A 24643-nucleotide genomic window follows, 5' to 3' on the forward strand; every position below is an offset into this window, starting at 1 on the left:
GAGCGGCTAGAACGGCGGGAAGGTCGGAAGGGACGGGGGGTGGAAGCGGGTCGCCGCGGTGACGATGGCGCCCGTGAGCGTGGCGATGGTGAGGACCGACAGGCCCGCCAGCACCGCCCAGCGGCCCGCCTGGTACCCGGCGGGGACGCGGGTGGCGTCGCGCCCGCGCACCGGCCAGGGGGCGCGCAGCGGGGCCGTGCCCGGAAGGTCCTCGAAGGCCGGCTCGGCGTCGTCCTGACGGGGCTCGGGCGGCAGCCCGGAGATCCAGATGAGCAGGTCGGCCACCGCGCACGGGCTGGTGGTCAGGCCCGAGGCGAAGTAGCGGACCTCTCCGGCGGTCTGGTCCAGGGCGCGGACGGCGTTGCCGAGACCGGTGCCGTCGAGCCAGGCGCGCAGGTCGTCCTCGGACGGGTCGGGCGGCAGATGGCCGATCTCGGTGCCGGTGAGCAGGTCGGTCTTGGTGACGACGACCGCGACGCGCTTCTGGTGGCCCTTGTCCGGGCGGGAGCGCAGTTCGTTCAGGACGCGCTGCAGGGTGTCGGCGGGGTCCTCCTCGGAGGACGCGGCGGCCTCGTCCACCTCCACCCGTTCCTCCGTGGTGAGGGAGCGGCGCACCTGGGGGAGGGCGAACGGGTCGACCACGAACAGGAGCGCTTCGCCGTGGTCCAGGTAGCGGAGCGATTCGACCTCGGTCGCGCCGGTGTAGTGCTCTCCGGCCGGGTCGAAGAAGTAGAGGATGCGGCGGGCGCGGCCGGGCAGGTCCAGGTCGACCATGGTGGCCAGGGGCAGCTCGGGACCCGTCTTGGCGGGACGGCCGCCGTGCTGGAACTCCTGGATGAGCCTCGCGTACGCGTCGGCGTGCCGTTTCTCGACGAAGGTCAGGCGTCCGTCCAGCGAGTGCGCACGCGCGTGCAGGGCGCGGATCCCGAGCACCATGAACGTGGTCTTGCCCGCGGCCGGGCCGCCGACGATCGGCAGGGGTTCCACGCGCACGCGCCCGATCCGCTCGGGCAGGCGGCCCTGGCAGTGGGGGCAGTACGCGGCCAGCCGGAAACGGCCGAGGAAGACCGTGGTGGGCAGGCGCGCGCCGCAGCGGCAGACGTGCCGGAACGCGCCCGCGGGGCCGGGGGTGAGGCGCGGGTGGTGCGCCCCGCATTGCGGGCACTCGTAGACGGGAAGGGCGATCTTCTCGTAGCAGAAGGGGTGCGGGCAGGTTTGCAGGATGCGCCCGTACGCCATGAAGAGGCGCTCCACGGCGGCCAGGACGAGCACGCAGACCAGCCAGGCGGCGAGGCCGATGGCGGCGACCGCCCCGTACAGGACGGTGAGCGCCGCCCCGATGACGGCGGCCGGGATCGCGGCGGCGGCGATGCCCGCGCACAGGGCCGCCCAGAGGGGGAAGGTGAAGAACCCCCAGAGTCCGCCGAGAAGCGTCCGGGTGAGGGCGACGACGATTCCGGAGGCGGTCGTCCAGACGCGGGGGACGACGGTACGGGTGATGGTCCACCAGTCACGCCAGACCTGCGAGATGAGGTAGTGGCGGTAGGAGATCTCGGGCTCGGCCACGGGGGAGGGGCCCTTGACCGTGGACGGCGCGAGCGTGCGGCACGCGTGCACGTAGTACAGGCCGAGGGCGGCGGCGCCCGCCACGACCAGCGTCGCGGGGAACAGGACGGGGAACACCACCGTGAATCCGAGCCACATCGCGGCGACCCAGGCGGCGGCGAGGACGAGGATGATGACGGGGTGCATCGGTCACTCACCCCGCCCTCGCGCCTCGGCGATGAGTTCCTTGAGCGCGGTGCGCAGCCTCGGATCGCCTGAGAAGTGCGCGTCCAGCATGCGGGCCGACAGCCGGCGCCCCGCGGCCGACCGCGCCCAGGTCTCCAGCGCCGGTTCGGAGACGCCCAGCAGCCGCAGGCGCAGCACGACCTCGATGAGCCCGTTGCGTTGCGCCAGCTCGGCCGTGCGCACCGGGGAGCGGCCGGAGCGGGCGCGTCCCGGAAGCCCGGCGGCCCACAGCGCGCCCAGCCGCGACCGCACTCCGCCCGGCACGGCCGCCAGCAGCGCCGCGCGGAAGGGCGGCTCGCGTGAGGCGGCGAGGCGGCGCGCGGCGGTGGACAGCACGTCCTCGACCAGCTCGTCGGCGGCGCCGGAGCCGGTGAGGGCGGCCAGCGCCTCGGCGGCGCGCTCCGGGCGTTCCGCCGTGACCGCGTCGGTGTAGGCGCCGACCGCCACGGCGGCCCGCGCGGATTCGCCTCCGGGGTCGGGACGCACGGTACGGACCCGCGCGACAAGCCGCTGCGTCTCGGGCGCGCAGAGCGCCGCGTGCCCTCCGGCGGCGATGCGTCCGAACGTGCGGGACGGCAGCCCGGCGAGGGCGGCTCCCGGCCCGAAGGCACCGGGATGGGCGTCCATCAGCGCCAGGCAGCCGGCCGCTGACGGCGGCTCCGTCCAGATCCGTGCCAGCGCGCGTGCCGGCTCGTCGGCGGCCGAATCGGTGGGCAGGGCGAGGAGGTCCGCGGTCACCGCGACCCTGCGTCCCGGATGGCGGGAGGCGACGGTCACCAGCACGGGCAGCGCCACGACCGGGACGGCCAAGAGCGGCCCGCGTTCCGCGTAGAGCGCGTCGCAGGCGGGACCGGTGAGGGTGGCCCGCCGCACGCCCGGGTCCGCCTCCGCGAGGCCCGACAGCACACCCTCCAGCAGCGGCCCGCGCGAGGGGCCGGAGACGCGCGCCAGAGCGGAGGGGAGGTCGCCGGCCCCGCCTTCGCGCACGCATCGCGCGGCGGCGGCCCGGATCCCGGAAGGGTCGGCTCCCGCTTCGGCGATCCGGGCGACCGCGGTCAGGTCCGGCGCCGACTCCAGCGCCGCGGCGAGGGACGTGCCGTCGTCCACCCTCGCGTGCACGGCCAGCGCCAGGTCGAGGCCCATCGGCGCGCCGCTCCCGGCCAGTTCCCGCCACACCCAGCCGGGGATCCGCTCGCCGTACCGCTCGACCAGCCGGACGACGGCGGCCTCCTCGGCGGCCGTCACCGTCCGGTCGCCCCGGCACAGCGACAGCAGCGTGGCCGCCTCCCCGGGCTCGCCCAGCTCGCCCAGTTCGGCGAGGGCGTCCAGGCCCGCGAAGTCGAACGCGCGCCAGCAGGCCGCGACCGTCCGGGCGTGGCGGCTCGGCGCGTGCCCGCCGGGGCCGCCCTCGTCCAGGTGGAAGGCGTGCCCCGCCTGCCGCTGGGACGAGGCCCACACGTCCGGTGTCGTGCCGACCAGGCGCTGGGCGGCGGCGTCCGGATCGGCGCTGTAGGTGACGAACGACATCCCCGCCGCCGCGGCGACCGGCAGCGAGTACGACACCACCGCGATCCAGCGGGCGATCGGCTCCACGTCGTCGGCGACCAGCACGACCCGGCCATGGCCGTCCCTCAGCACCTCGGTGACCGCGTCCATCAGCCCGGCGAGCAGCCCGTAAGGATCCTTTCCCTGCCCCGCCAGCCATTCGGCGAGGAACTCGGGATCCGACTCCGCGCCGGGAGCGAACTCCTCCAGCAGGGGAAGCGCGGCGCCGTTCCCCTCCAGGGGGCCGTCGTTCCAGAGCGGGGCGTGCCACAGCTCGGCGGGACGCAGGCCCTCCAGCTCCTCCTCTTCCGCCACGACCGCGTGCGCGAAGAAGTTGCCGTACCGTCCCGAGTAGTCACGCCCCAGATAGCGGCAGCGCAGCAGCAACGGCCGTCCCGCGACCCGGTCGTACAGCAGGGCCACGGGGAAGCGGTCCAGCTCGTGCGCCTCGGGGGAGAGCGGTGCGCCGGGCGGGGGACGGTACGACAGGTACGGCGTCACCCCGGCACGCGCGCCCTCCGGCAGCCCCGGCGTCTCGGCGACGAACTGGAACCCCGCCCGGCCCGTGGGACCCCTGCGCGTCGAGGTGTAGTGGAGCTGCCAGGCCACGCCGCCGCCCTCACCTTCCCTGGAGGGGAGACGCCGCTCCCCTGCCGCCGGTGCCCGTGCCGGGCCTGACCCCGTCGAGCATCCCGAACTTGTAGAGCAGCCAGAGCAGCGGGTCCTCGGCCCGGTACGGCCGCACGCCCCCGGCGCCCACGCGCCCGTCCTCCGGTACGCCGCCCAGCGCGGAGATGCCGAACAGGGCGTGGTCGGCGTACTGCTGGCCGAGGTAGGTGTCGAGCTGCCCGGCCTGCCACTCGTGCAGCAGGGCCCGCACCTGCGCGTCCACGGCCTCCCTGTCGTCCAGGTCCAGCACGCCCGAGCCGTCCCGCGAGCGGTGCAGCGCCGACTGCCGCGTCAGCGCCGGGCGCAGCACGTCGATCTTGGTCAGCGCCACCGCGACCGGCACCGCCAGCGGGTCGCCGGGACGGGTGCCGTGCCGCTGCCGCAGCGCCTCGGTGACCCGCGCGATGATGTTGATCGGCTCGCTGTCCGGATCGTCGGCCCCGGGGCCGGGCCGGACGGTGTCCGCCAGCGCGGGCGCGGCGCCCGGCAGCTCCAGCGGGTCCACCAGGAAGATGATCGCGTCCGCCGCCTCCAGGTAGCGCAGGTGCAGGTCGCGGACCTCGCGGCTGCGCAGGTCCTCGCCCGCGGTGTCGAACAGCACCAGCGCGAGGGAGTCGGTGCGGGCGCGCGTCCGCCCCGGCAGCCCCCGGGAGCGGCGTGTGCGGGTGAGCAGGTAGACCAGCGGCTCGCGCGGGCCGGTCGCGGCGCTGGCGGTGGTGGGCAGCAGCCGCCGCTCCTCCAGCAGGGGACGGGCGAAGTCGCGCTTGTAACGCTCGATCGTCCGGTCGTCGCAGGCCACCAGCGAGGCGTCCAGCTCGGTGCCGACCCGGTTCATCAGCTCGTGCAGCAGCACGGCGATGTAGGTGCTCTTGCCCGCGTTCTTGGCGCCGACCAGCGCGACGATCCGGCCGGGGGAGTCCACGTACGCCGAGGGCAGCGGGTTGTGGCATTCGGGGCAGACCCGGTTGCCCGTCACCTGCCCGCAGCCGGGGCAGTCGGCCCTCCCCAGCGGGCGGGACACCCGGGCCGTGCCCCGCCGTACGCGCGCCTCGAACACCGGCGGCAGCGACGCGCCCGCCGCCGACCCCAGGTACTCGGCGAGCTTCTGGTCGAGCTCCGGCTCGCAGCCCAGACGGCGGCCCGCGCGCCCACGGCAGCGGAACGGGATCCGCTGCGGCGCCACGACCGCGAAGCAGTACGGGCAGGTCAGCCCGTGCCGGGCGCGCACGCGAGGCAGCGGGACCCGTGACGTCAGCGACATCGCGACCACCCCCTCCCGCGCCGCTCCGTCATGTCCCCGTCCGTGATCTCGCGACCCGCAAGCGGCGTACCGGCGGGTCGCGGAGCTCGATGACATCATCCTCGGCGAAGCACCGCAGCCAATAGCCGCCCGCGCCTCCGGCCTGTGACCTCGGCAGGGACACCGACAGCTCGCCCGGCACCGGCACCTGCTCCCAGTCGGCGATGGTCTCACCGTCGCCGGGCCCGTGCGGCATGATCCGCCCGTCCCGCCGTACCAGTGTCAGCCGCCGCACCCGGACCGGGCGCGCGCACGTCAGCCGGATGGTGAGGGCACGCCGCCACGGCGGGCCGGTGCGTTCCACGTCGTAGTGGACGAGGACCCGCGCGCCCACCTCGGCCGTCACCGCGCGGCCCCTGACCGGCGCCCCGCCGACCGTTCCGGCGGACGCGACCGACAGCTCGACCGGCAGCTCCTCCGGCACGGGGACCCGGATCCCGCCCTGGGTGTCGTAGGCGGCGCGGCTGACGACCTCCCGCTCCACCGTGCCCTCTTCATCGGGCCGCCCCGCCCCGATCCGGTAGGTCAGCTCGACCTCGGCCACGTCCCGCGGCCAGTCGAACCCGAGGTGCACGTACGCGCCCCGCCGCTCGACCACCAGCCGCCGTGGCGGCGGCAGATGCACGTGCCGGTGGTACGCGCCGATCGCGGCCAAGCCCTCCGCGACCGTCACCGCCAGCAGCCAGCCACCGGACCCCGGGCGTACGGACAGGCCGTCCTCCGTGGGCGCGCCTCCCAGACGCCGGCTCGCCGCGCGCACCTCCTCCAGCGGAACGACCGCGCTGCGCGGCCAGGGCGGCGACCGGTCCAGCATCACCAGCTCGGGCATGCCGTGCCGTGGACGCTCGAACCGCACCCGCAGCAGGCCGGGATCGGACGGGTCGGGCTCGGCGTCCAGCTCGTACACCGGGACGGGCGGAGCGCTCGGCCGCGCCGGCAACCGCACCCCCGGCGTCGTCACCTCGCGGCCGTCGGCGTCCAGGTACACCGCCGAGATCCGGTAGTGGTGCGTCGTGCCGTTGGGGACCTTCTCCTGGAAGCCCTCACGGGTCGCCGCGACCGGGCGCCCGTCCCGGACGACCTCGACCCGCACCGCCTCGGCCGGGCACCGCCACCGCCCCGTGACCTGGCCGTTCCCTGGGATCAGCTCGATCTCGCGCGGCTCCGGCCGTACCACGACCGGCCCCGCCACCGCCGGGGCCGCCGCGGCCTCGCCACGGAAGGCCACCACCCCGTAGTACAGCGGGACGTTCACGGGCGGCCGGTCGTCCCGCCGCCCCGCCACGGCCTCGCCGTCGCCTGCGCCGCGCGGCGCCCGCTCGCGCCGCCGCACCACCTGGTAGCCCACCTCACCGGCCGTCGACGGGGACGGCTCCCACGTCAGCCGTACCACCGGGCCGTCCACCTCCGCGTGCACGGACGGCACCGGGCGCGGAGGCAGCCGCGACATGTGATCGCGCGCCCCGGGCAGGTCGCGGACCAGCTTGAGCGCGTCCGCCAGCAGCAGCCACGCCTTGTCCGGGTCGGCCGCGGCCACGGCGTGCTCGCGCAGCCGCACCGCCGTGTCGACCCGGCGCCGCGCCTCCGCCGCCAGGATCTGCGTGTCGTCCGGCTCCTCGCCCGCCTGCGGGGACGGGACCTGCGCCGCCTCCGCCAGCTCCGCCGCCGCGTACACCTCGCCCGCGTCCAGCAGCGCGCGCAGGCGCCCCGCCAGGCCGCCGTCCGGGCCGGTCTCGCGCAGGACGGCGAACACCAGCCGCAGGCCGTCATCGCGGTCGACGTCCAAGTCCTCCAGGGCGTGCCTCAGCAGCGCCCGTTCCGAGGCGCGCTGCCTGAGCCGCTCCCGCAACCGCTCGACCAGGTCGTACCGCACCAGCTCGTGCAGGTCCGCGCCCGACCGCAGCGCCGCCAGGACGGTGTCCGCGTGCGTGGTGCTCGTGTCGCGGCTGCGCTTGGCCCACGCCGCCGCCGTCGCCTTCACCGCCGCCTCGTCCAGCCGCAGCGGCTCGCCGCCCGGCCCCGGCGCCGCGAAGCCGCGCACCACCCGCATCGGGCCGCGCAGCCGCCCCCCGAAGATGAAGTGCGCCAGATGGCGGCGGCCGAGCACGTCCAGCGACTCCCGCACCTTCCGGTACGCCGGGTACGGGGACGACGCCGGCAGCGGATCGGGCTCCCGCACGTCGATGCGGTCCGACCGGGCCAGGTCCTCCAGCTCGGCCCGCGTCACCCCCGACGTGCGCGCGATGGCGTCCACCTCGCCCGGCGTGACCATCCGCAGCATGCCCGCCGCGTCCGCCAGCCGCGCCCGCGCCTGCGCCAGCCGCGCCCGGATCCGCTCCTCGGCGCCGCGCAGCCGCTCGTTCAGCGGCCCCAGGTCGCCCCGCTCCGCCGCCGCGAACAGCGGCGCCAGCTCCCGGTGCTCGGCCTCCAGCCGGTCGATCAGCTTGCGGTACTTCAGCTGGCCGCGCGCCCGCCGCCAGCACTGCCGCACCTCCTTCACCCGCGCGGCCACCTCCGCCGCGGTCAGCGGATCGGGCAGCGCGTACCGCACCCGCAGATCCTCCGGCGGCTGGTCCCCCGCCGCCCGCGCGGGCTCCAGCACCTCCGCCTGGTAGAGAGCGTCGCGGTCATTCATGGGGAGAGGGGATCAGGTGACCTGGACCCGGGAGAGGGCCTTGCGGGACTTCTCGACCTCCTCCTCCGACATCCCGCCCACGTCGACCTTCAGCTCCAGCCGCTCGCCGGTCTCCTTCTCCACGGCGGTCACGTTCAGCAGCCCCGAGGCGTCCAGCGCGAAGGTCACCTCGATCGGCCAGCCCGCCTTCTTGCCGGGCGGGACGCGGATCTCCCCGGTGGCGATCTCGGTGTTGTCGATCAGCTCGATGGACTCCACGCTGCCGGCCTGCTCCATCACCCGGATGTCGGCCGAGGTCTGGTCGTCGTAGACGGTGAAGAAGTCCTCGGTGCGGGCGGCGGGCAGCTCGTCGTTGGCGTGCACCAGGTGCGCGACGTGCTCGGCGGCGGTCTCGCGGTCCACCACCACGATCCCGAAGGCGTGTGAGGCCACCGTCTTGATCTTGCGGGCGGCGATCTGCTTCTGCTGCCGCTCCGACAGCCCCGCCTTGCCCGCCATCCGCTCGGCGCGGTCGGCGTCGCCCGCCGCCAGCAGCCGCCGGTAGGTCTCCTCGAACGCGTACAGCGCCGCGCCCTTGGCCACGGCGAGGTCGGGGTCCTGGAGCCGGGGGCGCAGCCCCAGCTCGGTCTCCAGCCGCGCCGCCACCACCGGCATCTTGGTGGACCCGCCGACCAGCACCAGGTCGTCGTAGTCGTGGACGCCCTTGTCGGCGGCCGTCGCCAGGGTGCGGCCGGTGATCTCGATGGTGCGGTCGAGCAGGTCCTTGGTCAGCTCCTCCAGCTTCTCCCTGGTCAGCTCGACCGCCGCGACCCGGCCGTCGTGCATCACCCGGACCGTGTGCGAGGTACGGGTGGTGAGGGCCTTCTTGGCGTCCTCGGCGTCCCGGCGGAGCTGCTGCTCGGTCTGCTTGTCGTCGAGCGGGTCGCTCACGTCCGGGTGCTCGGCGCGGAACCGCTCGGCCAGGTACAGCACGATCTGCGCGTCCCAGTCGGCCCCGCCCAGCTCGTGGTCGCCGTCGGTGCACACCACCTCGATGTGCCCGCCGCGCAGCGCGATCACGGTGGTGTCGAAGGTCCCGCCGCCCAGGTCGTACACCAGGATGGTGCGGTCGGTCTCGGGGTTGAGCACCCCGTAGGTGATGGCGGCGGCGATCGGCTCGGAGATGATGTCGATGACGTTCAGCCCGGCGATCCGCCCCGCCTTGCGGGTGGCGTCGCGCTCGGCGGCGCCGAAGTAGGCGGGCACCGTGATCACCACGTCGCGCGCCTCCTCGCCGTCGCTGGTGCGGGCGTCGGTCGCCAGCTTCAGCAGGATGAACGCCGACAGCTCCTCGGGCGTGTAGTCGAACCCGCCGATCGTGCGCTTGACGTCGCGGCCCATGTCCCGCTTGATCAGGCTCACCACCCGGTCGGGCTCCAGCACGGCGGTGTCCTTGGCGGTGGCGCCGACGACGACGTTGTCGGCGCTCTCGAAGTAGATCACCGACGGGGTGGTGTCGGTGCCCTCCAGGTTGCGCAGGACCGTGGGACGCCCGACCTCGTCGATCGAGGCGATGCAGGAGTAGGTGGTTCCCAGGTCGATCCCGTAGACGGCCATCAGAGTCGCGCGGCGCCCGGCCCGCGGCCGGCGGTGCTCGCGCTCGCTCCCTTCCTGCTCTCGGTGGGCGGCGGGGGGAGGGGCCCTCCCTCTCACCTGATCATGGCTCAGCGGGGGTGCCAGGCTTTACGGCCTGGGTTTCATCGTCTCGCCTCGGCCGTTCTCGCGCAGGCCACTTGACCCTCCCGGCGGGAGGGGATCGGCGATCGGGGGGTCGCCGGGGACCTGCCCGACGACCGTCTCGGCCTTGCGGACGACCCGGCCGTCGCGTTCGAAGCCGTCGCGGCGGACGGCCAGGACGGTGCCCGCGGCGGCGGGATCGGTGACCGGCTCGGCGGCGACGGGCCGGTGCCGCGCCGGGTCGTGCGGCTCGCCGGGCTCCACGGTGAACCGCCGGACGCCGGTGCGCTCCAGGGCGTCGGCGACCTCGTCGGCCAGGGCCGCCAGCAGCGCGGCGGCGTGCGCGGGGTCGGGGGGTTCGGGACGGTCCAGCAGCTCGGCCCAGCGGCGGGCCTCGCGCCTGACCAGGTCGTGCAGCCGGTACAGGGAGGCGCGGACGGGTTCGAGCGCGGATTGCAGCTCGCCGCGGCGCAGCGCCTGGTTCTCCTCGTGCAGCCGGTCGATGACGCGCTCGCGGTGGGCGGCGCGCTCGTGCTCGCGGTCCAGCCGCCGGGTCAGCTCGGCCAGCGCCGCCATGATCTCGGCGGTGCCGGCGGGCGCGGGCTCCCCATCGGCAACGGGGGCGGGGCCGTCACCGGGGGCGGGCGGTGGTTCGCCGCCAGAGGTGGGTTCCTCGCTTACTCGGCTTTCCGGGGCGCTCGACACGTGCAGTAACCCTAACGTCCCGCCCCCTGCCGGGATAGCCCGGAAACGCGCTTCGAGCGCCAGTCTTCGGTTTCTCCGCCTTGACATGAGGGGGTAACACGATGGAAACGCCGGTGTCGGAGCGTGGGACATCTGGTGCGAGAGCGAGTGAACCATCAGGAGGGGCGCAAATGTTGCTGCGGATTCGCGTCAGGTTGCCGGACCGCCCGGGGTCGCTGGGCAAGGTGGCGCGGATCCTGGGCGTGGCCGGCGCCAACGTGGCGCAGATGACGGTGCTGGAGCGCGACAACGGCCGGGCGCTGGACGACTTCACGGTCGCCTGGTCCGCCGGTGCGGGGATCGACCGCCTGCTGGAGGGCCTGGCGTCCGTCCCCGGCGTGGACATCGTGGGCATCTGGCCGACCGAGGAGCCGCAGGGCGCCTACCCGGACGCGGCGCTGATCGGGCAGCTCGCCGCCGACCCCGAGCGCGGCGCGGTGACGCTGGCCGACGCGGTCTCCGCGCTGCTGAGCGCCGACTGGGCCGTCCTGGCCGAGCCCGCGCCCGATGGCGGGGGCAAGCCCGCGCTCGTCCACGTCAGCGTGGGCGGCCTGGGCGAGCTGATTTTGCCCCCGTTGGAGCCGTTGCGCGCCCGCGCGTTCACCGCCGAGGACGGGACGCAGTACGCGCTGTGCCCGATCGAGGCGGCTCCCGGCTCTGGGCTGGTCCTGGTGGTCGCCCGCACCGGCGCGCCGCCGTTCCACCGCACCGAGGTGCTGCGCCTCGCCGAGCTGGTCGGCGCGGCCGAGGCGGTTCTGGGAACCAGGCGAAGCAGTGGGGCGGACGGGGCGACTGAGGCATATCTGGTGCGAAACACGTAACAAACGGGAAACCGGCCGGACGCGGAGAGCGTCTACGGTGATGGACATGGCCCTTGATGTGGCGGCGCGGTCGCATCGGGGGCCATTCCGCGTTTTATTCCAATTTTCTCGTTGATGTGGTCTTCCGGTTGATCGCCGCTTAGAGTCCGGGTTCTGAACGCCCGCGGCATTCCAGGAGGTCCGCACATGGCCGAGCTGCTCCGACCGCATGCCGAGGCCCGTCCCGACGAACCCGCGATCACCGATGAGCGCGGCGCCACGTCCTGGCGCGAGCTGAACGAACGGACCGACCGGCTCGCCGGCGCGCTGCGCGGCCTGGGCCTGGTCACCGGCGACGCGATCGCGATCCACTCCGCCAACCGCCGCGAGCACTTCGAGCTGATGTGCGCCGCGGGCCACATCGGCCTGCGCTACGTGATGGTCAACTGGCACTGGACGGCCGACGAGCTGCGCTACGTCCTCCGGGACGGCGAGGTGAAGGCGCTGTTCTCCGAGGACGCCTTCGGCGGCGTCGCCGGGGAGGCGGTCAAGGGCGTGGACCTGCTGGCCAAGGTCGCGATCGGCGACGGCATCGACGGGTTCACGGCGTACGAGGAGTTCCTGGCGTCCGGCCCGGACGGCGAGCCGGACGACCAGACGATGGGCTTCCCGATGTTCTACACCTCGGGCACCACCGGGCGGCCCAAGGGCGTCAGCCGCAAGCAGCTCGCGCCCGGCATCCCCATCGAGACGGGCGCGCTGATCGGCGCGGTGTTCGCCGAGATCCTGCTGATCCCCGAGAACGGGCGGTCGCTGCTGGTCGGGCCGGTGTACCACTCGGCGCAGTGGCTGTGGTCGCTGGTGCTGCTGCTGATGGGCCGGCCGGTGGTGATGCGCCGCTCGTTCGACCCGGCCGAGACGCTGCGCCTGATCGACGAGCACCAGATCACCCACCTGCACCTGGTGCCCACCCAGTTCGTCCGCCTGCTGAGGCTGGACCAGGCCACCCGCGACGCGTTCGACGGAGGCAGCCTGGTGTGCGTGTGGCACGGCGCCGCGCCCTGCTCCCCGGCGGTCAAGCGGCAGATGATCGATTGGCTCGGCCCGATCGTGCACGAGTACTACGGCTCCACCGAGGCGTCCATCAACAGCGTGATCACCGCGCCGGAGTGGCTGGAGCGGCCGGGCAGCGTGGGGCGCCCGCTGCCGCTGACCGAGCTGCATGTCCTGGACGACGAGGGCAAGCCGGTCCCGACGGGCGAGCGCGGGCAGATCTGGTTCCGCTACACCAGCGGCGACGACGTGGAGTACTGGGGCGACGAGGAGAAGACCCGCGCGGTGCACCGCCCCGGCGGCCTGTTCACCACCGGCGACATCGGCTACATGGACGAGGAGGGCTACCTGTTCCTCGCCGACCGCGCCATCGACATGATCATCAGCGGCGGCGTGAACATCTACCCGGCGGAGATCGAGGGCGTGCTGATCACCCACCCGGCGGTCCGGGACGTGGCGGTGTTCGGCATCCCGGACGAGGAGTTCGGCGAGCAGGTCAAGGCCGCGGTGGAGCTGAACGAGGGCTACGAGCCGTCCGACGAGCTCACCGAGGAGCTGATCGCGCACAGCCGGGCGTCCCTGGCCGGTTTCAAGGCGCCCCGCACGGTGGACTACGTGGACGCGATGCCGCGCACGCCCACCGGCAAGCTCTACAAGCGCCTCCTGCGCGACCCCTATTGGGAGGACCGCCACCAGAAGATCTAGCGTGAGCGCATGCTCTTGGAACGCGAGCGGGCGGCGCTGTGCGAGACCGGCCGGAAAATGGTGGCGTCCGGCCTGGTCATGGGATCGAGTGGCAATATCAGCGTGCGCGCCGGTGAACTGGTGGCGGTCTCGCCCGGCGGAATGATGCTGGACCGGATGGCCCCGGAGGACTGCCCCGTCCTGGACAAGCACGGGCGTGTGGTGGACGGCGCACGCGCTCCCTCGTCCGAGACCCCGATGCACCTGGCGGTGTACGAGGTCAGCGACGCCACCGCCATCGTGCACACGCACTCGACCTACGGCGCGGTCGTCGCGACCACCATGACGGAGCTGCCGCCCGTCCACTACAACACCCTGGCGCTCGGCGGCGTGGTCAAGGTCGCCGCCTACGCCACGTACGGGACGCCCGAACTCGCCGCCAACGTGCGTGCCGCGCTGCAAGGCGGCAAGTGGGGGGACATGTACGCCGCGCTGATGGCCAACCATGGCGGCGTGACGCTCGGCCACGACCTGGAGCACGCCTACGAGAACGCCCGCCTCCTGGAATGGCTTTGCTCCGTCTACGTCCAGGCCCGCGCGATCGGCGAACCCCGCGTGCTGACCGAGGAGGAACTCCAGCGGGTCGTGGAGCGCGGCCTGACCCCGCCCGGCTATCGGGCCTAGGCTGATGCCGTGCCCCGGCTCGCACCCGATGACGCGCTCCGCCGGCTGATGACCGTCCCGGTCGTCCGGCTGGCGACGGCCGACGAGCGCGGCCGACCGCACCTGGTCACGATCACCTTCGCCGCGAGCAGGGGCACCGTCTACACCGCGATCGACCACAAGCCGAAGTCGACCCGGGACCTCAAGCGCCTGGCCAACATCCGCGCCAACCCGCGGGTGAGCCTGCTGGCCGACCACTACGAGGACGACTGGGACCGGCTGTGGTGGGTCCGCGTGGACGGCCACGCCCGCATCGTCGAGGACGAGCGCGACATGGCCGGGCCCATCGCCCTGCTGGCCGACCGCTACCGGCAGTACCGTGAGCGCCCGCCCGAGGGACCGGTCATCGCCATCCTCATCGACGACTGGACGGGCTGGACCGCCACCTAGTCCCAGGCGGCCCCGATCCTGGCGAGGACGTCCGCGTACTCGATCCGGTCCGCCCATTCCGCGGGCCAGGCGTCCATGCCCAGGTGCGCCCCGGCGAAGGCGCCCGCCAGGCAGGCGATCGAGTCGGAGTCGCCCGAGCTGGCCGCGCCGCGCCCTATCGCCGCGACGGGATCGTCCGGGAACAGCAGGAAGCACAGCAGCGCGGTGCCGAACGCCTCCTCCGCGACCCAGCCCGCGCCCGTGGCCTCGCACGGGTCGGCCGTCCTGTCGGGACGTGCCAGCGCGAGGTCCAGCCGGTCGAGGACGCCGAGGCATTCGTCCCAGCCACGGGCGATGAACTCCTCCGGGCTGGTGACCCCGGGCCGCCGACCACAGGTCGCCGAGCCAGCGGCCGTGATACGTGGTGCGCTGGGCGTTGGCGCGTTCGCGCAGGGCCGCGGGCAGGTCGGCGGGGGACATCCCCTCACGCAGCCACCACACGGTGAACGCGGTCAGCTCGCTGGCCGCCAGCCCGGTCGGGTGCCCGTGCGTCATCGCGGCCTGGAGCTGCGCCGCCCCCGCGCGCTGCTCGTCGGTGAGGCCGGGCGCCAGGCCCACCGGTGTGACGCGCATGTTGGCGCCGCACCCCTTGGAGTCGCGCTGGGTGGCCTCAAGCCAGGGCCGTCCGTTCCGCAGACCGTGGCAGGCCGTCAGGCAGGTGTTGCCGGGCGCCCGGTTGTTGTCGGGGCTGACCAGCCAGTCGATGAACCGGCGGCGCCACATCGGCGTGACCAGCTCGGGGGTGAACGGCGGGGTCTCCAAGGCGTCCAGCAGGGCGAGCGCGACCGCGATCCCCATCTGAGTGTCGTCGGTGACCAGGGCCGGGTTCCCGGCGGGCTCGCGCGGGCCGTCCTCGCCGTACCGGCGCCGGATCTGCTCCATGGTCAGGAACTCGGTGGGGGCGCCCAGCGCGTCGCCGTACGCGAGGCCGAACATGCTGCCGCTGGCCGGGGATGTCCGCATTCGCGAAATCCTAGGCGAGGATCAGGGGGCGATGCCGACGAGGCGGGCCAGCCGTTCGCGGTGGCGCGCGGGCGGGCCGAACAGTTCCTGGGACGCCTTGGCGCGCTTGAAGTACAGGTGGGCGTCGTGCTCCCAGGTGAACCCGATCCCGCCGTGGAGCTGGATGGTCTCGGCCGCCACATGGAAGCAGGCGTCCGAGCAGTACGCCTTGACCAGGGCCGCGGCGGCGGGCAGCTCGTCCGGCCGGTCGCCGGCCACCGCCGCCGCCTGCAAGACCGCCGACCGCGCCGACTCCACCATCACGAACATGTCCGCGCACCGGTGCTTGAGCGCCTGGAAGCTTCCGATGGGACGCCCGAACTGGTGCCGCACCTTGAGGTAGCCGACGGTCATGTCCAGGGTCCGCTGGGCTCCGCCCAGTTGCTCGGCGGCCAGTGCGACCACCGCGAGGTCCACCGCCCTCTCCAGGACGGGACGCGCGTCGGGTTCGATCAGGCGGGCCCGTACGCCGGTGAGTTCGAGGCGGGCCAGCCGCCGGGTCTGGTCGAGGGTCGTATAGGCGGTTCTGCTCAAGCCCTGGGCGTCCCCGTCCACGGCGAACAGTCCCAGTTCCCCCTCCGCCCACGCGGCGACCAGGACGAGCCCCGCGATGTGCCCGTCGAGCACGTACGTCTTGGCCCCGTCCAGGAGCCAGCCATCGCCGTCGCGCCTGGCCCGCATCTCGATGGAGCCGGGGTCCCAGGAGTCCCCGTCCATCCAGGCGAGCGTGGCCAGCGTGCTCCCGTCCGCGATGCCGGGCAGGAACTCGCGCTTGGCCTCCTCGTCCCGGCACCCCAGCAGCGCGCCCGCCGCCATGACCGCGCTGGAGAGGTAGGGCGCGCACACCAGGCTCCGCCCCATCTCCTCCATCACCACGGCCACCTCGCGCATGCCGAAGCCCGCGCCGCCGTACTCCTCGGGGATCGCGAGCCCTTGCAGGCCGAGCTGCCCGGCCATCTGCTCCCAGACCGCCGGGTCGTAGCCTTCTGAGGTCTCCATGAGGCGCCGCACCTCGGCCGATGGCGACTTGTCGGCGAAGAACCGCCGCAGGGCGGCCCGCAGCTCCTCCTGCTCCTCCGACACCACGAGGTCCATCCGGCGCGTCCCTTCTACCAAGCAGATGCTTGTTAGATAATAGGGTCACGGCGCCCAGTCGTGCGGCCCCAGGACGAACCCTCCGTCGGCCGGGCGCAGATGGTTGGCCGACACCAGATGGCCGAGCGCGGCCCGGATGTCCTCTTCGGGACGCCCGATCAGCCTGGTCAGGGTGCCGATGTCGGCCGCGCCGCCCGCCTTGTCGATCTCCGCGACCGTCTCGTACACCACGAGGTCGAAGTCGCTGAGCTCCTGGACGTCGTCGCGCTTCTCCTTCATCCCCGGACGATGCCCGCTATGGCGGGGATCATGGCAGGCGCGGGTACCGGGCCGGGGCAGGAGGCCAGTAGCCTCGCGCGGGTGAACTGGTTCCGGTGTGCACAGGAGCGCCCGCTGGCGCCGCTACGGCTGTTCTGCTTCCCGCACGCGGGCGGGTCCGCCGTCTTCTACCGGACGTGGGCGGACGCGCTCGGACCGGCCGTCGAGCTGCGAACCGTCCAGTACCCGGGGCGCGCCGACCGGATGAGCGATCCGTTCATCACCGACGCCCACGAGCTCGCCCGGCAGGTCGCCGCGGCGATGGAGCCGCTGCTGGACCGTTCCGCCGCGTTCTTCGGGCACAGCATGGGCGCCGTGCTGGCGTACGAGGTGGCGCGGCTGCTGGAGGAGCGCGGCACGCCGCCCGTCCACCTGTTCGCGTCGGGCGCCAGGCCACCGCACGACCGCGATGACGAGCGCATCGCCGAACGCGACGACGACGGGCTGGTGGAGAAGCTGGCCGAGCTGGGCGGGACCGACGCCGCGATCCTCCAGGACGAGGAGATGCGCGAGCTGGTCCTGCCGTACGTGCGCAACGACTTCGCGCTCATCGAAGCCTACCGGCACCGTCCCGGGCCGCGGCTGAGGACGCCGGTGACCGTCCTGCTCGGCGACGCCGACCCCCATGTCGACCGGGATCTGGCGGAGCGGTGGCGCGAGGTGACCGACGGCGAGCCGTTCCAGGTGCGCTCGTGGCCGGGCGATCACTTCTATCTCGTCCCGCGGCGGACCGAGGTGACCGCCGAGGTGCTGCGGATCCTGCGGATGCCCGCCGGCCCCTGACCTCCCGCGCGCGGTACCGCCGACCCGGCCGGGGAGCCGGCGGCGGCCTGGGCGACCGGGACGGCGACCAGAGCGGTCGCCGGGAGCCATGTGGTCATCCGGCAGGATGGGGCCCGTGAGCGAGCGCGTCGGTCTGGGCACCATCGCCCGTGAATGGGGCCGCATCGGGTGCGTGGGTTTCGGCGGGCCGCCCGCCCACATCACGCTGCTGCGCCGGCTGTGCGTGCGCGACCGGGAATGGATGGACCCCGACGAGTTCGAGGACGGCATCGCCGCGACCAACCTGCTTCCCGGCCCCGCCTCCACCCAGTTGGCGATCCTGTGCGCGTGGCGGCTGCGCGGCCTGCCCGGGGCGGTGGTCGGCGGGACGTGCTTCATCGTCCCCGGCCTGGTGCTGATCCTGCTGCTCGCGGTCCTGTTCCTGTCCGGCGAGGCACCGGCCTGGATACGCGGCGCGGCGGCCGGTGCGGGCGCGGCCGTGGCCGCCGTCGCGGTGCGGGCCGCGCTCGACCTCGTCCCGTCCAGCCGGGCACGCGCGCGGGGCCGGGCACACCGCGCCCGCTGGTACGCCTACCTGCTGGCAGGGGGCGCCGCCACGGTGGCGATCGGCCCGTACCTGGTCCTCGTGCTGGTGGCGTGCGGCTTCGTGGAGATGGCGGTCCGCCGGGTCCCGCTCGCGCCGCGCCGCGCCGCTCTGCCGCTCGGCCTGCCCCCCGGCCTGCCGCTCGCCCTGGGCGGCCTCAGCCTGGGCGGCGGACTGGTCGCGCTCTCCTGGCTCGCGTTCAAGGTGGGGGCGCTCTCGTACGGCGGCGGCTTCGTGATCGTTCCGCTGATGCAGTCCGAGGCGATCGGCCAGGGCTGGATGACCACGGGCGAGTTCACCACCGCGGTGGCGCTGGGCCAGATCACCCCGGGCCCGGTCGTGCAGACCGTCGCGGTCGTCGGCTACGCGGCCGGTGGCCTCGGGGGCGCGCTGCTGGCGACGCTGGTCGCGTTCGTCCCGTCCTTCGTGGTGGTGCTGGCCGCCGCGCCGCACTTCGGGCGGCTCCGCTCCAGCCGGGCCGTCCAGGGCTTCTTCGACGGTGCGGGCCCGGCGGTGATCGGCGCCATCGCCGGGTCGGCGATCCCCCTGGCGCGGGCGCTCGCACACCCCTGGCAGTTCGCCGTGCTCGGCGCCGCGGCCCTGGCCCTGCTCGCCTTCCGCAGGGGCGTGGTCTCCACCCTGCTCGGAGCGGGGGGTCTGGGCGTCATCGCCGCGCTGGCGGGTCTGACGGTTTGACCCGGCTCCCTGAGAGTTTCGCTCGACGAGGGCCGCGGAACACCACGAGAATACTTTGGTGACCTTGCTCCTGAAACGCTCCGACCTCGAGAGCCTGCTGGATCCGGACGACTGCATGGACGCGCTGCGGCGCGGCTTCACCGCCGAACCCGCGGAGGTCACGGCGCGGCGGATGGTCACCAGGCTCCCCGGCACCGGCAGCGCCACGGCCCTGCTGCCCGGCATGGTCGAGGGCGTCCCCGCGTACACCGTCAAGGTGAACGCCAAGTTCCCCGGCATGCGTCCCGCGCTGCGCGGCGTGGTGTGCCTGCACGACCTGGACGGCGGTGAGCTGCTGGCGGTCCTGGACTCGGCCACCGTCACCGCCTGGCGCACGGGCCTTGCCGCCGCTCTGGGCACGCACGCGCTGGCCCGCAGGGACGCGGAGGCGGTCACCGTGATCGGCGCGGGCGCGCAATCGGAGCTGGTGCTGCGCGGGCTGTCGGTGCTGCGCGCCCCGCGCTCGCTGACCGTGACGGACCTGGACGACCGGCGGGCGGCGGACTTCGCGCGGCGGCACGGCGAGCGGCTCGGCGTGCCGTCCTCGGTGGCGCCCGATCCCCGCACCGCCGTCAAGGGCGCGGAGATCGTGGTGGTGGCGACCTGGTCGCGGCGGCCGTTGCTGGGCGTCGCCGACATCGCCCCCGGCACCCAGGTCACGTCGCTGGGCGCCGACGAGCACGGCAAGACCGAGCTGTCGGCCGACCTGCTGCGCGGCGCCCGCGTCGTCGTGGACGACATCCCCCTCGCGGTCGAGATGGGCGCGCTCGCGACCGCGGGGCTCGGCGTCGGCGACGCGTCCGGGACCCTGCGCGACCTGCTGCGCGGCGATGTCCCCGGCCGGGTGAAGGACAGCGAGATCACGGTGTACGCGCCGGTCGGCCTGCCCTGGCAGGACCTGGCGCTGTCCTGGACCGCGTACCGCGCCGCGCTGGACGCGGGCATCGGCGCCGAGTTCGACTTCCTCGGCTGAGTGCCGCTCGCCCGGCCGCCCCAGGCCGCCCCGCCCCGCATTGAAACAGGTTCTAGTTGCGGTTACGCTGGCCGCCGGAGGTGGGGCGGCCATGATCATGGAGCGCTTTCGCGTGGACGGGCGGGTCGCGGTGGTGACCGGCGCGGGCCGCGGCATCGGCGCCGCGAGCGCCGTCGCGCTGGCGCAGGCCGGCGCCGACGTCGTCGTGTCCTCCCGTACCGAGGACCAGTTGCGCAAGGTCGCCGCCGACATCGAGGCCGCCGGGCGGCGCGCGCTCGTCGTCGCGTCCGACCTGAGCGACCCCGAGGCCGCCGCCGCGCTCGCCGACCGCGCCGCGGACGCCTTCGGCCACCTCGACATCGTGGTGAACAACATGGGCGGCGCCATGCCGCGCCCCTTCATGGACACCGCTCCCCGCCACCTTGAGAACGCGTTCCAGTTCAATGTCAGCACCGCGCACGCGCTGACCCGCGCCGCCGTACCGCGCCTCCTGGAGCACGGCGGCGCGGTCGTCAACATCTCGTCGGTGATGGGACGCATCACCGGGCGCGGCTTCCTCGCCTACGGCACGGCCAAGGCCGCGCTCGCCCACTACACCCGCCTGGCCGCGCTCGACCTCGCCCCGCGGATCCGCGTCAACGCCATCGCCGTCGGCTCCGTCGCCACATCGGCCCTGGACATCGTCCTGTCCGACGACGACCTGCGCGCCCGGATGGAAGCCAACACGCCGCTCGGCCGCATCGGCGACCCCGAGGACGTCGCCGCCGCCGTCCTCTACCTGTCCTCACCGGCCGCCGCGTTCGTCACCGGCGGCGTCCTCCAGGTCGACGGCGGCACCGAGACCCCCACCCTCGACCTCGGCCTGCCGGACCTGCGGCCAGACGGAGCGTGACGAGAGCATGAGCACCGGCCTTCGCCGGGGTGTGGGGTCGCCCCCACGAAGAGAAGGGAGACCCCCGTGACCTACCGCGTCGTCCAGTGGAGCACCGGCAACGTGGGCCGCAACGCGCTGATCGGCATCGACGCCCACCCCGACCTCGAACTCGCCGGGGTCTGGGTCTCCAACCCCGCCAAGGTGGGCCGGGACGCCGGCGACCTCGCGGGCCTGGGCCGTTCCCTCGGCGTGACGGCCACCGACGACGCCGACGCCCTTCTCGCGCTGCGTCCCGACTGCGTCGTCTACACGTCCATGGCCGACGTCCGCGTCATGGAGGCGGTCGACGACCTGTGCCGCATCCTGCGCACCGGCGCCAACGTCGTCTCCAGCAGCCCCGTCTTCCTCCAGTTCCCGGACGGCGTCGTCCCGCCGGAGATGTCGGATCCGGTTCACGAGGCCGCGGCCGAGGGCGGCGCCTCCCTCTTCGTCAACGGCATCGACCCCGGCTTCGCCAACGACGTCCTGCCGCTCGCCCTCACCGGCATCAGCGAGCGCATCGACGAGGTCCGCTGCCTGGAGATCCTCAACTACGCCACCTACGACCAGCCCACCGTCCTGTTCGACATCATGGGCTTCGGCCGCCCCATGGACGAGACACCCCTGCTCCTCCAGCCCGGCGTGCTCACCATGGCCTGGGGCAGCGTGGTCCGCCAGCTCGCCGCCGCCCTGGACGTCGAGCTGGACGAGATCGGCGAATGGCACCAGCGCCACCCCGCGCCCGAGACCTTCCAGGTCACCTCCGGCACCATCGAGAAGGGCACCGCCGCCGCCCTCCACTTCGAGGTCCGCGGCCTGCGCGGCGGCAAGCCCGTCATCGTCCTCGAACACGTCACCCGGCTCCGCGACGACCTCGCCCCCGGCTGGCCCCAGCCCGCCGGCGTCGGCTGCTACCGCGTCGAGGTCCGCGGCGAGCCCGACTACATGATCGACCTGCGGCTGCTGGGGTCGGACGGCGACCACAACACCGCCGGCCTCAAGGCCACCGCGATGCGCCTCGTCAACGCGATCCCCGCCGTCGTCCAGGCCCCGCCCGGCCTCCTCACGGCCATGGACCTGCCCCTCATCCCCGGCCGCGGCCTCCTGCGCTAGGCCCCTGATCCGCGAGCAGGCCCTCGGTGCGCGCCTTGGCCGCCGCGGCGGTCCGGCTCGCCACGTTCAGCTTGGTGAGGATGTTGGAGACGTGGACGCTCGCCGTCTTGGGGGAGATGAACAGGGCGGCGGCGATCTCCCTGTTGTTGCGGCCCTCGGCGACGAGCCTCAGCACCTCCCGTTCCCGCGTGGTGAGACCCGCGCCGGCGGGAGCCTGGTCGCGGGACTCCAGCCGGGCCCGCGTCCCGAGGTCGGTCAGGGCCGAGACCAGCGGCGCCGCCCCCAGCGACGTCGCCTCCTCCAGGGCGGTGCGCCACTCCTTCTGCGCGGCCTCGCGATCACCCTGCTCCGCCAGGGCCTCGGCCAGCCGCCACCGGGACCGGGCCACCTCGTAGGTGAACCCGTAGGAGAACGCGTCGAGCGCCGCCCGCCACAGCGAGGGGTCGTTCTTGCCCAGCACCCGTGCGTGCTCGGCCTCGGCGCGCGCGAGCCAGGCGTGTCCTTCGAGGCCGAGCCATGCCCGCGGCCGTCCGCCGGCCATCGTGGAGGCGTCGGTGCGGGCCCGTTCCAGCAGCGGACCGGCGGCCCGGACGGCGGCCTCGGCGGTGGCGGTGTCGCCCGCGGCGCGGGCCTGGACGGCGCGGTCGGCATGGGCCCACAGCGCCGTGGCGATGATCCGGATGGCCTGGGTCTCGAAGGGCGGCAGCTCGTCCAGGACGGCGGTGGTGTGGCCGAGCGCGGTCTCGGTGTCGCCGTGCCAGAGGGCCCGTTCGGCGAGGAGCCCGCGGGCGATGTAGGCGACGAGGGCGTCCTCGTCCCAGACGGATTCGAGCCAGCGCCGCCGTTCGGTGACGTCCTCGCCGCGGGCGACCTCGACGAACAGGGCGTACGCGGAGATCTGCGCCTCGGTGGGACGGACGACCTGCACCGGGAAGTCGGCGGACAGCCGGCCGGCCTTGTCCCAGTCGCCGAGGGCGTAATGGATGAGGAACTCCAGGCAGCGCAGGGTGGCGCCGAACATGCTCCAGCCGAGGCCGTGGGCGAGGGTGAACCGGACGCTCTCGGCGGCGGAGGCGGCGGCGCCCTGGAGGTCGCCGTGGTCGAAGAGCATGCGGGCGCGGTGGAAGGCGGCGCGCAGCCCCACCTGATAGTCGCCCCCGCTGATGGCCAGATCGCCGGCACGGGCGAACAGCGCGCCGACCTCGGGGTCGGCCTCGCGGGACTCGCGGTGGACGCCGAGCGAGACGAGCGCGCTGGCCTCGGGCTCGGTGGCGCCCGCGGCGCGGGCGATGGCGATGGCCTCCTCGGCGACGGCGGGCAGCGAGACGCCCTCGTCCTCCCCGACGGCCAGGAGGATGCGCGCGTACGTGGCGAGGGCGTTCGCGCGCTCGTAGGTGGGCGGGCCGGCGGGGAGCATGGCGATGGCCTCCCGGCTGACCGCCTTGGCCTCTTCGAGATGGTCCAGGTCGCTCAGGTAGTGGGCCAGGCCGCCCCGCAGCAGGGCGCCCAGGCGGGCGTCGGCGGGGTCGGCTTCCGCGAGGAGGCGGCGGAGGCGGGTGACGGCGCGGCGGGCGTCGCCGGAGCGGCCGGACGCGCGGACGGCGTCGAGCTGGAGCCGTAGCCGGGTGGTCCCGGTGGCCTTCTCGGGGTCGGGGACGGCGTCCCAGAGGGAGAGGGCGCGGTCGTAGTGCTCGTGGGCCTCGTGCGGGGCGCCCATCCGCTCGGCTTCGCGGCCCGCCTCGACGGACGCGGCGAACGCGGTGGGGATGTCGTGGGCGGCGAAGGAGTGGTGGGCGAGCGCGGCGGCGGCCCTGGTGCGCCCCGCGGCGGCGGACAGCAGCGAGGCGTAGGTGGCGTGCAGCCGGGTCCGCTCACCGGGGAGCAGGTCGGCGTAGACGGCCTCGCGGAGCAGCGCGTGCCTGAACCGGTAGCCCTCGGTGCCGTCGGGGACGAGCAGCCGGTGCGAGACGACCTCCCGGAGGGCCTCGTCGGCGGTGGCCTCGTCCAGCCCGGAGACCTGGCGGAGCAGCGCGTCGCGGACGCGGTCGCCGGCCACCGACGCGGCCCGCACGACGAGGGACGCCGGCTCGGAGAGCCGTTCGACGCGGGCGAGGAGCAGGTCGGCGAGCCCGGACGGCAGGTCCTCGCCCGAACGGGACGCGGTGTAGAGCTCGGCGGCGTAGAACGGGTTCCCCTCGGAGCGGCGGTGGACCCGCCCGATCTCCTCGGCGGTGGGCGGGACGTCGCGGGACGCGGCGGACAGCGCGGTGAGGAACTCGGCGGTCTCGCTCAGCCCGAACGGCGCGACCTCGATGGCGCGCACGTCGGGGAGCCGCAGCAGCTCGGCGATGATGGGCCGGAGGGGGTGCCGCCGGTGCAGGTCGTCGGAGCGGTAGGTGCCGATGAGGCAGACGCGCTCGCGCTGGAGGACCCTGCTGAGGAAGGTCAGCAGGTGGCGGGTGGAGCGGTCGGCCCAGTGCAGGTCCTCCAGGACGAGGACGACCGGCTGGTCCCGTCCCAGCTCGCCGAGCAGCCCGAGCACCGCGCCGAAGAGCCGCTGCTGGACGAGTTCGCCGGTGAGGTCGCCACCGGCCCCGTCGCCGTCGGGGAGGAGGCGGCGGAGCACCGGCCGGCTCTCCAGGGCCGAGCGCAGCGCGGGGTCGCCCGAGGCGGCCCCGGCCCACAGCGCGTCGGCCAGCGGCAGGTACGGCATGGACTCGCCGAGCTCGGCGCACTGCCCGATCAGGACGGCGCATCCCCGCTCCCGGGCGGTCCGGGTGAGCGCCCCCACCAGGTGGGACTTGCCGGCGCCCGCGTCGCCGCCGACCAGCACGACGGAGGCCGATCCGGCGGCGGCCCTGTCGAGCGCTCCGGTGAGCGCGCTCAGCTCGGACCGGCGGCCGATCAGCATTCCGGAACGCTCGCCATCCCCCACACCGCCGAGTATGGCACCCGCGATGGGCTGCGCCGGACGGCCGCGCATGCGCGGGCCCCCGGTCCCGTGCCGGGCGGGAACCGGGGGCCCTTCCGTGACGTGGA

19 protein-coding genes and 1 pseudogene are annotated in these 24643 nt (G+C 74.3%); 9 read left to right on the forward strand and 11 right to left on the reverse strand.

Going from position 1 to position 24643, the window contains the following annotated elements; genetic code table 11:
• Positions 1 to 6 precede the first annotated feature (6 nt).
• The 6 genes from ACGWYJ_RS07755 to ACGWYJ_RS07780 all read right to left on the reverse strand — a co-directional run bounded on the left by ACGWYJ_RS07755 (position 7) and on the right by ACGWYJ_RS07780 (position 10361).
• Positions 7 to 1752 (reverse strand): hypothetical protein, encoded by a 1746-nt coding sequence (locus tag ACGWYJ_RS07755; protein ID WP_395104978.1) that lies wholly within the window; start codon positions 1750 to 1752, stop codon positions 7 to 9.
• Positions 1753 to 1755: 3 nt separating this feature from the next.
• Positions 1756 to 3945, reverse strand: coding sequence for a hypothetical protein (locus ACGWYJ_RS07760; RefSeq protein ID WP_395104979.1), 2190 nt, complete (start codon positions 3943 to 3945; stop codon positions 1756 to 1758).
• Positions 3946 to 3955: 10 nt separating this feature from the next.
• A complete protein-coding gene (locus ACGWYJ_RS07765; RefSeq protein ID WP_395104980.1) occupies positions 3956 to 5266 on the reverse strand; it encodes a hypothetical protein in 1311 nt (436 codons plus the stop codon).
• A gap of 28 nt (positions 5267 to 5294) precedes the next feature.
• Complete coding sequence (locus ACGWYJ_RS07770; protein WP_395104981.1) at positions 5295 to 7940, reverse strand: hypothetical protein; 2646 nt, start codon at positions 7938 to 7940, stop codon at positions 5295 to 5297.
• A 12-nt stretch (positions 7941 to 7952) separates the two neighbouring features.
• Positions 7953 to 9536 (reverse strand): Hsp70 family protein, encoded by a 1584-nt coding sequence (locus ACGWYJ_RS07775; RefSeq protein ID WP_395104982.1) that lies wholly within the window; start codon positions 9534 to 9536, stop codon positions 7953 to 7955.
• 126 nt (positions 9537 to 9662) lie between these two features.
• On the reverse strand, positions 9663 to 10361 hold the full coding sequence (locus tag ACGWYJ_RS07780; protein ID WP_395104983.1) for a nucleotide exchange factor GrpE: 699 nt from the start codon (positions 10359 to 10361) through the stop codon (positions 9663 to 9665).
• Between the two features lie 170 nt (positions 10362 to 10531).
• Here ACGWYJ_RS07780 and ACGWYJ_RS07785 point away from each other — a divergent pair, with 170 nt between their 5' ends.
• From ACGWYJ_RS07785 to ACGWYJ_RS07800, 4 genes are all read left to right on the forward strand, one after another.
• Complete coding sequence (locus ACGWYJ_RS07785; RefSeq protein ID WP_395104984.1) at positions 10532 to 11221, forward strand: amino acid-binding protein; 690 nt, start codon at positions 10532 to 10534, stop codon at positions 11219 to 11221.
• A gap of 186 nt (positions 11222 to 11407) precedes the next feature.
• Positions 11408 to 12958 carry an AMP-binding protein gene (locus ACGWYJ_RS07790; protein WP_395104985.1) on the forward strand — a complete coding sequence of 517 codons (1551 nt, stop codon included), beginning with the start codon at positions 11408 to 11410 and terminating at the stop codon, positions 12956 to 12958.
• A 9-nt stretch (positions 12959 to 12967) separates the two neighbouring features.
• The gene (locus ACGWYJ_RS07795) at positions 12968 to 13621 is read left to right on the forward strand and encodes a class II aldolase/adducin family protein (RefSeq protein ID WP_395104986.1); all 654 of its coding nucleotides are present in this window, start codon (positions 12968 to 12970) and stop codon (positions 13619 to 13621) included.
• Positions 13622 to 13630: 9 nt separating this feature from the next.
• Entirely contained in the window at positions 13631 to 14050 is a 420-nt protein-coding gene (locus tag ACGWYJ_RS07800; protein WP_395104987.1) for a TIGR03668 family PPOX class F420-dependent oxidoreductase, read from the forward strand.
• On the opposite strand, the gene ACGWYJ_RS07805 is transcribed toward ACGWYJ_RS07800, so the two are convergent.
• The 4 genes and pseudogenes from ACGWYJ_RS07805 to ACGWYJ_RS07820 all read right to left on the reverse strand — a co-directional run bounded on the left by ACGWYJ_RS07805 (position 14047) and on the right by ACGWYJ_RS07820 (position 16465).
• A complete protein-coding gene (locus ACGWYJ_RS07805) occupies positions 14047 to 14517 on the reverse strand; it encodes an ADP-ribosylglycohydrolase family protein (RefSeq protein WP_395104988.1) in 471 nt (156 codons plus the stop codon). The two genes, ACGWYJ_RS07800 and ACGWYJ_RS07805, sit on opposite strands and share 4 nt — an antisense overlap.
• Positions 14492 to 15052, reverse strand: a pseudogene (locus tag ACGWYJ_RS07810) (ADP-ribosylglycohydrolase family protein); the annotation flags it as partial. The gene ACGWYJ_RS07805 and the pseudogene ACGWYJ_RS07810, both read right to left, overlap by 26 nt.
• 21 nt (positions 15053 to 15073) lie before the next feature.
• Entirely contained in the window at positions 15074 to 16186 is a 1113-nt protein-coding gene (locus tag ACGWYJ_RS07815; protein ID WP_395104989.1) for an acyl-CoA dehydrogenase family protein, read from the reverse strand.
• Between the two features lie 45 nt (positions 16187 to 16231).
• A complete protein-coding gene (locus tag ACGWYJ_RS07820; RefSeq protein WP_395104990.1) occupies positions 16232 to 16465 on the reverse strand; it encodes a hypothetical protein in 234 nt (77 codons plus the stop codon).
• 81 nt (positions 16466 to 16546) lie between these two features.
• Here ACGWYJ_RS07820 and ACGWYJ_RS07825 point away from each other — a divergent pair, with 81 nt between their 5' ends.
• The 5 genes from ACGWYJ_RS07825 (at position 16547) to ACGWYJ_RS07845 (ending at position 21604) form a co-directional block, all read left to right on the forward strand.
• Complete coding sequence (locus tag ACGWYJ_RS07825) at positions 16547 to 17287, forward strand: thioesterase II family protein (RefSeq protein WP_395104991.1); 741 nt, start codon at positions 16547 to 16549, stop codon at positions 17285 to 17287.
• A 115-nt stretch (positions 17288 to 17402) separates the two neighbouring features.
• Entirely contained in the window at positions 17403 to 18566 is a 1164-nt protein-coding gene (gene chrA / locus ACGWYJ_RS07830; RefSeq protein ID WP_395104992.1) for a chromate efflux transporter, read from the forward strand.
• Positions 18567 to 18624: 58 nt separating this feature from the next.
• The gene (locus ACGWYJ_RS07835; protein ID WP_395104993.1) at positions 18625 to 19578 is read left to right on the forward strand and encodes an ornithine cyclodeaminase family protein; all 954 of its coding nucleotides are present in this window, start codon (positions 18625 to 18627) and stop codon (positions 19576 to 19578) included.
• A 91-nt stretch (positions 19579 to 19669) separates the two neighbouring features.
• Complete coding sequence (locus tag ACGWYJ_RS07840; RefSeq protein WP_395104994.1) at positions 19670 to 20470, forward strand: SDR family oxidoreductase; 801 nt, start codon at positions 19670 to 19672, stop codon at positions 20468 to 20470.
• Between the two features lie 66 nt (positions 20471 to 20536).
• On the forward strand, positions 20537 to 21604 hold the full coding sequence (locus ACGWYJ_RS07845) for a dihydrodipicolinate reductase (protein WP_395104995.1): 1068 nt from the start codon (positions 20537 to 20539) through the stop codon (positions 21602 to 21604).
• Here the strand turns inward: ACGWYJ_RS07845 and ACGWYJ_RS07850 are convergent.
• The gene (locus tag ACGWYJ_RS07850) at positions 21576 to 24539 is read right to left on the reverse strand and encodes a BREX system ATP-binding domain-containing protein (protein ID WP_395104996.1); all 2964 of its coding nucleotides are present in this window, start codon (positions 24537 to 24539) and stop codon (positions 21576 to 21578) included. The genes ACGWYJ_RS07845 and ACGWYJ_RS07850 overlap by 29 nt on opposite strands.
• Between the last annotated feature and the right edge of the window lie 104 nt (positions 24540 to 24643).

The organism is Actinomadura sp. SCN-SB, from assembly GCF_043906805.1.
In the GTDB taxonomy this organism is placed as follows: Bacteria; Actinomycetota; Actinomycetes; order Streptosporangiales; family Streptosporangiaceae; genus Spirillospora.

Coding starts and splice junctions, on each gene's coding strand:
- ACGWYJ_RS07755 (WP_395104978.1), bottom strand. CDS start 1,752: ATGCACCCCGTCATCATCCTCGTCCTCGCCGCCGCCTGGGTCGCCGCG.
- ACGWYJ_RS07820 (WP_395104990.1), bottom strand. CDS start 16,465: ATGAAGGAGAAGCGCGACGACGTCCAGGAGCTCAGCGACTTCGACCTC.
- ACGWYJ_RS07790 (WP_395104985.1), top strand. CDS start 11,408: ATGGCCGAGCTGCTCCGACCGCATGCCGAGGCCCGTCCCGACGAACCC.
- ACGWYJ_RS07795 (WP_395104986.1), top strand. CDS start 12,968: ATGCTCTTGGAACGCGAGCGGGCGGCGCTGTGCGAGACCGGCCGGAAA.
- ACGWYJ_RS07770 (WP_395104981.1), bottom strand. CDS start 7,940: ATGAATGACCGCGACGCTCTCTACCAGGCGGAGGTGCTGGAGCCCGCG.
- ACGWYJ_RS07785 (WP_395104984.1), top strand. CDS start 10,532: ATGTTGCTGCGGATTCGCGTCAGGTTGCCGGACCGCCCGGGGTCGCTG.
- ACGWYJ_RS07840 (WP_395104994.1), top strand. CDS start 19,670: ATGATCATGGAGCGCTTTCGCGTGGACGGGCGGGTCGCGGTGGTGACC.
- ACGWYJ_RS07775 (WP_395104982.1), bottom strand. CDS start 9,536: ATGGCCGTCTACGGGATCGACCTGGGAACCACCTACTCCTGCATCGCC.
- ACGWYJ_RS07815 (WP_395104989.1), bottom strand. CDS start 16,186: ATGGACCTCGTGGTGTCGGAGGAGCAGGAGGAGCTGCGGGCCGCCCTG.
- ACGWYJ_RS07765 (WP_395104980.1), bottom strand. CDS start 5,266: ATGTCGCTGACGTCACGGGTCCCGCTGCCTCGCGTGCGCGCCCGGCAC.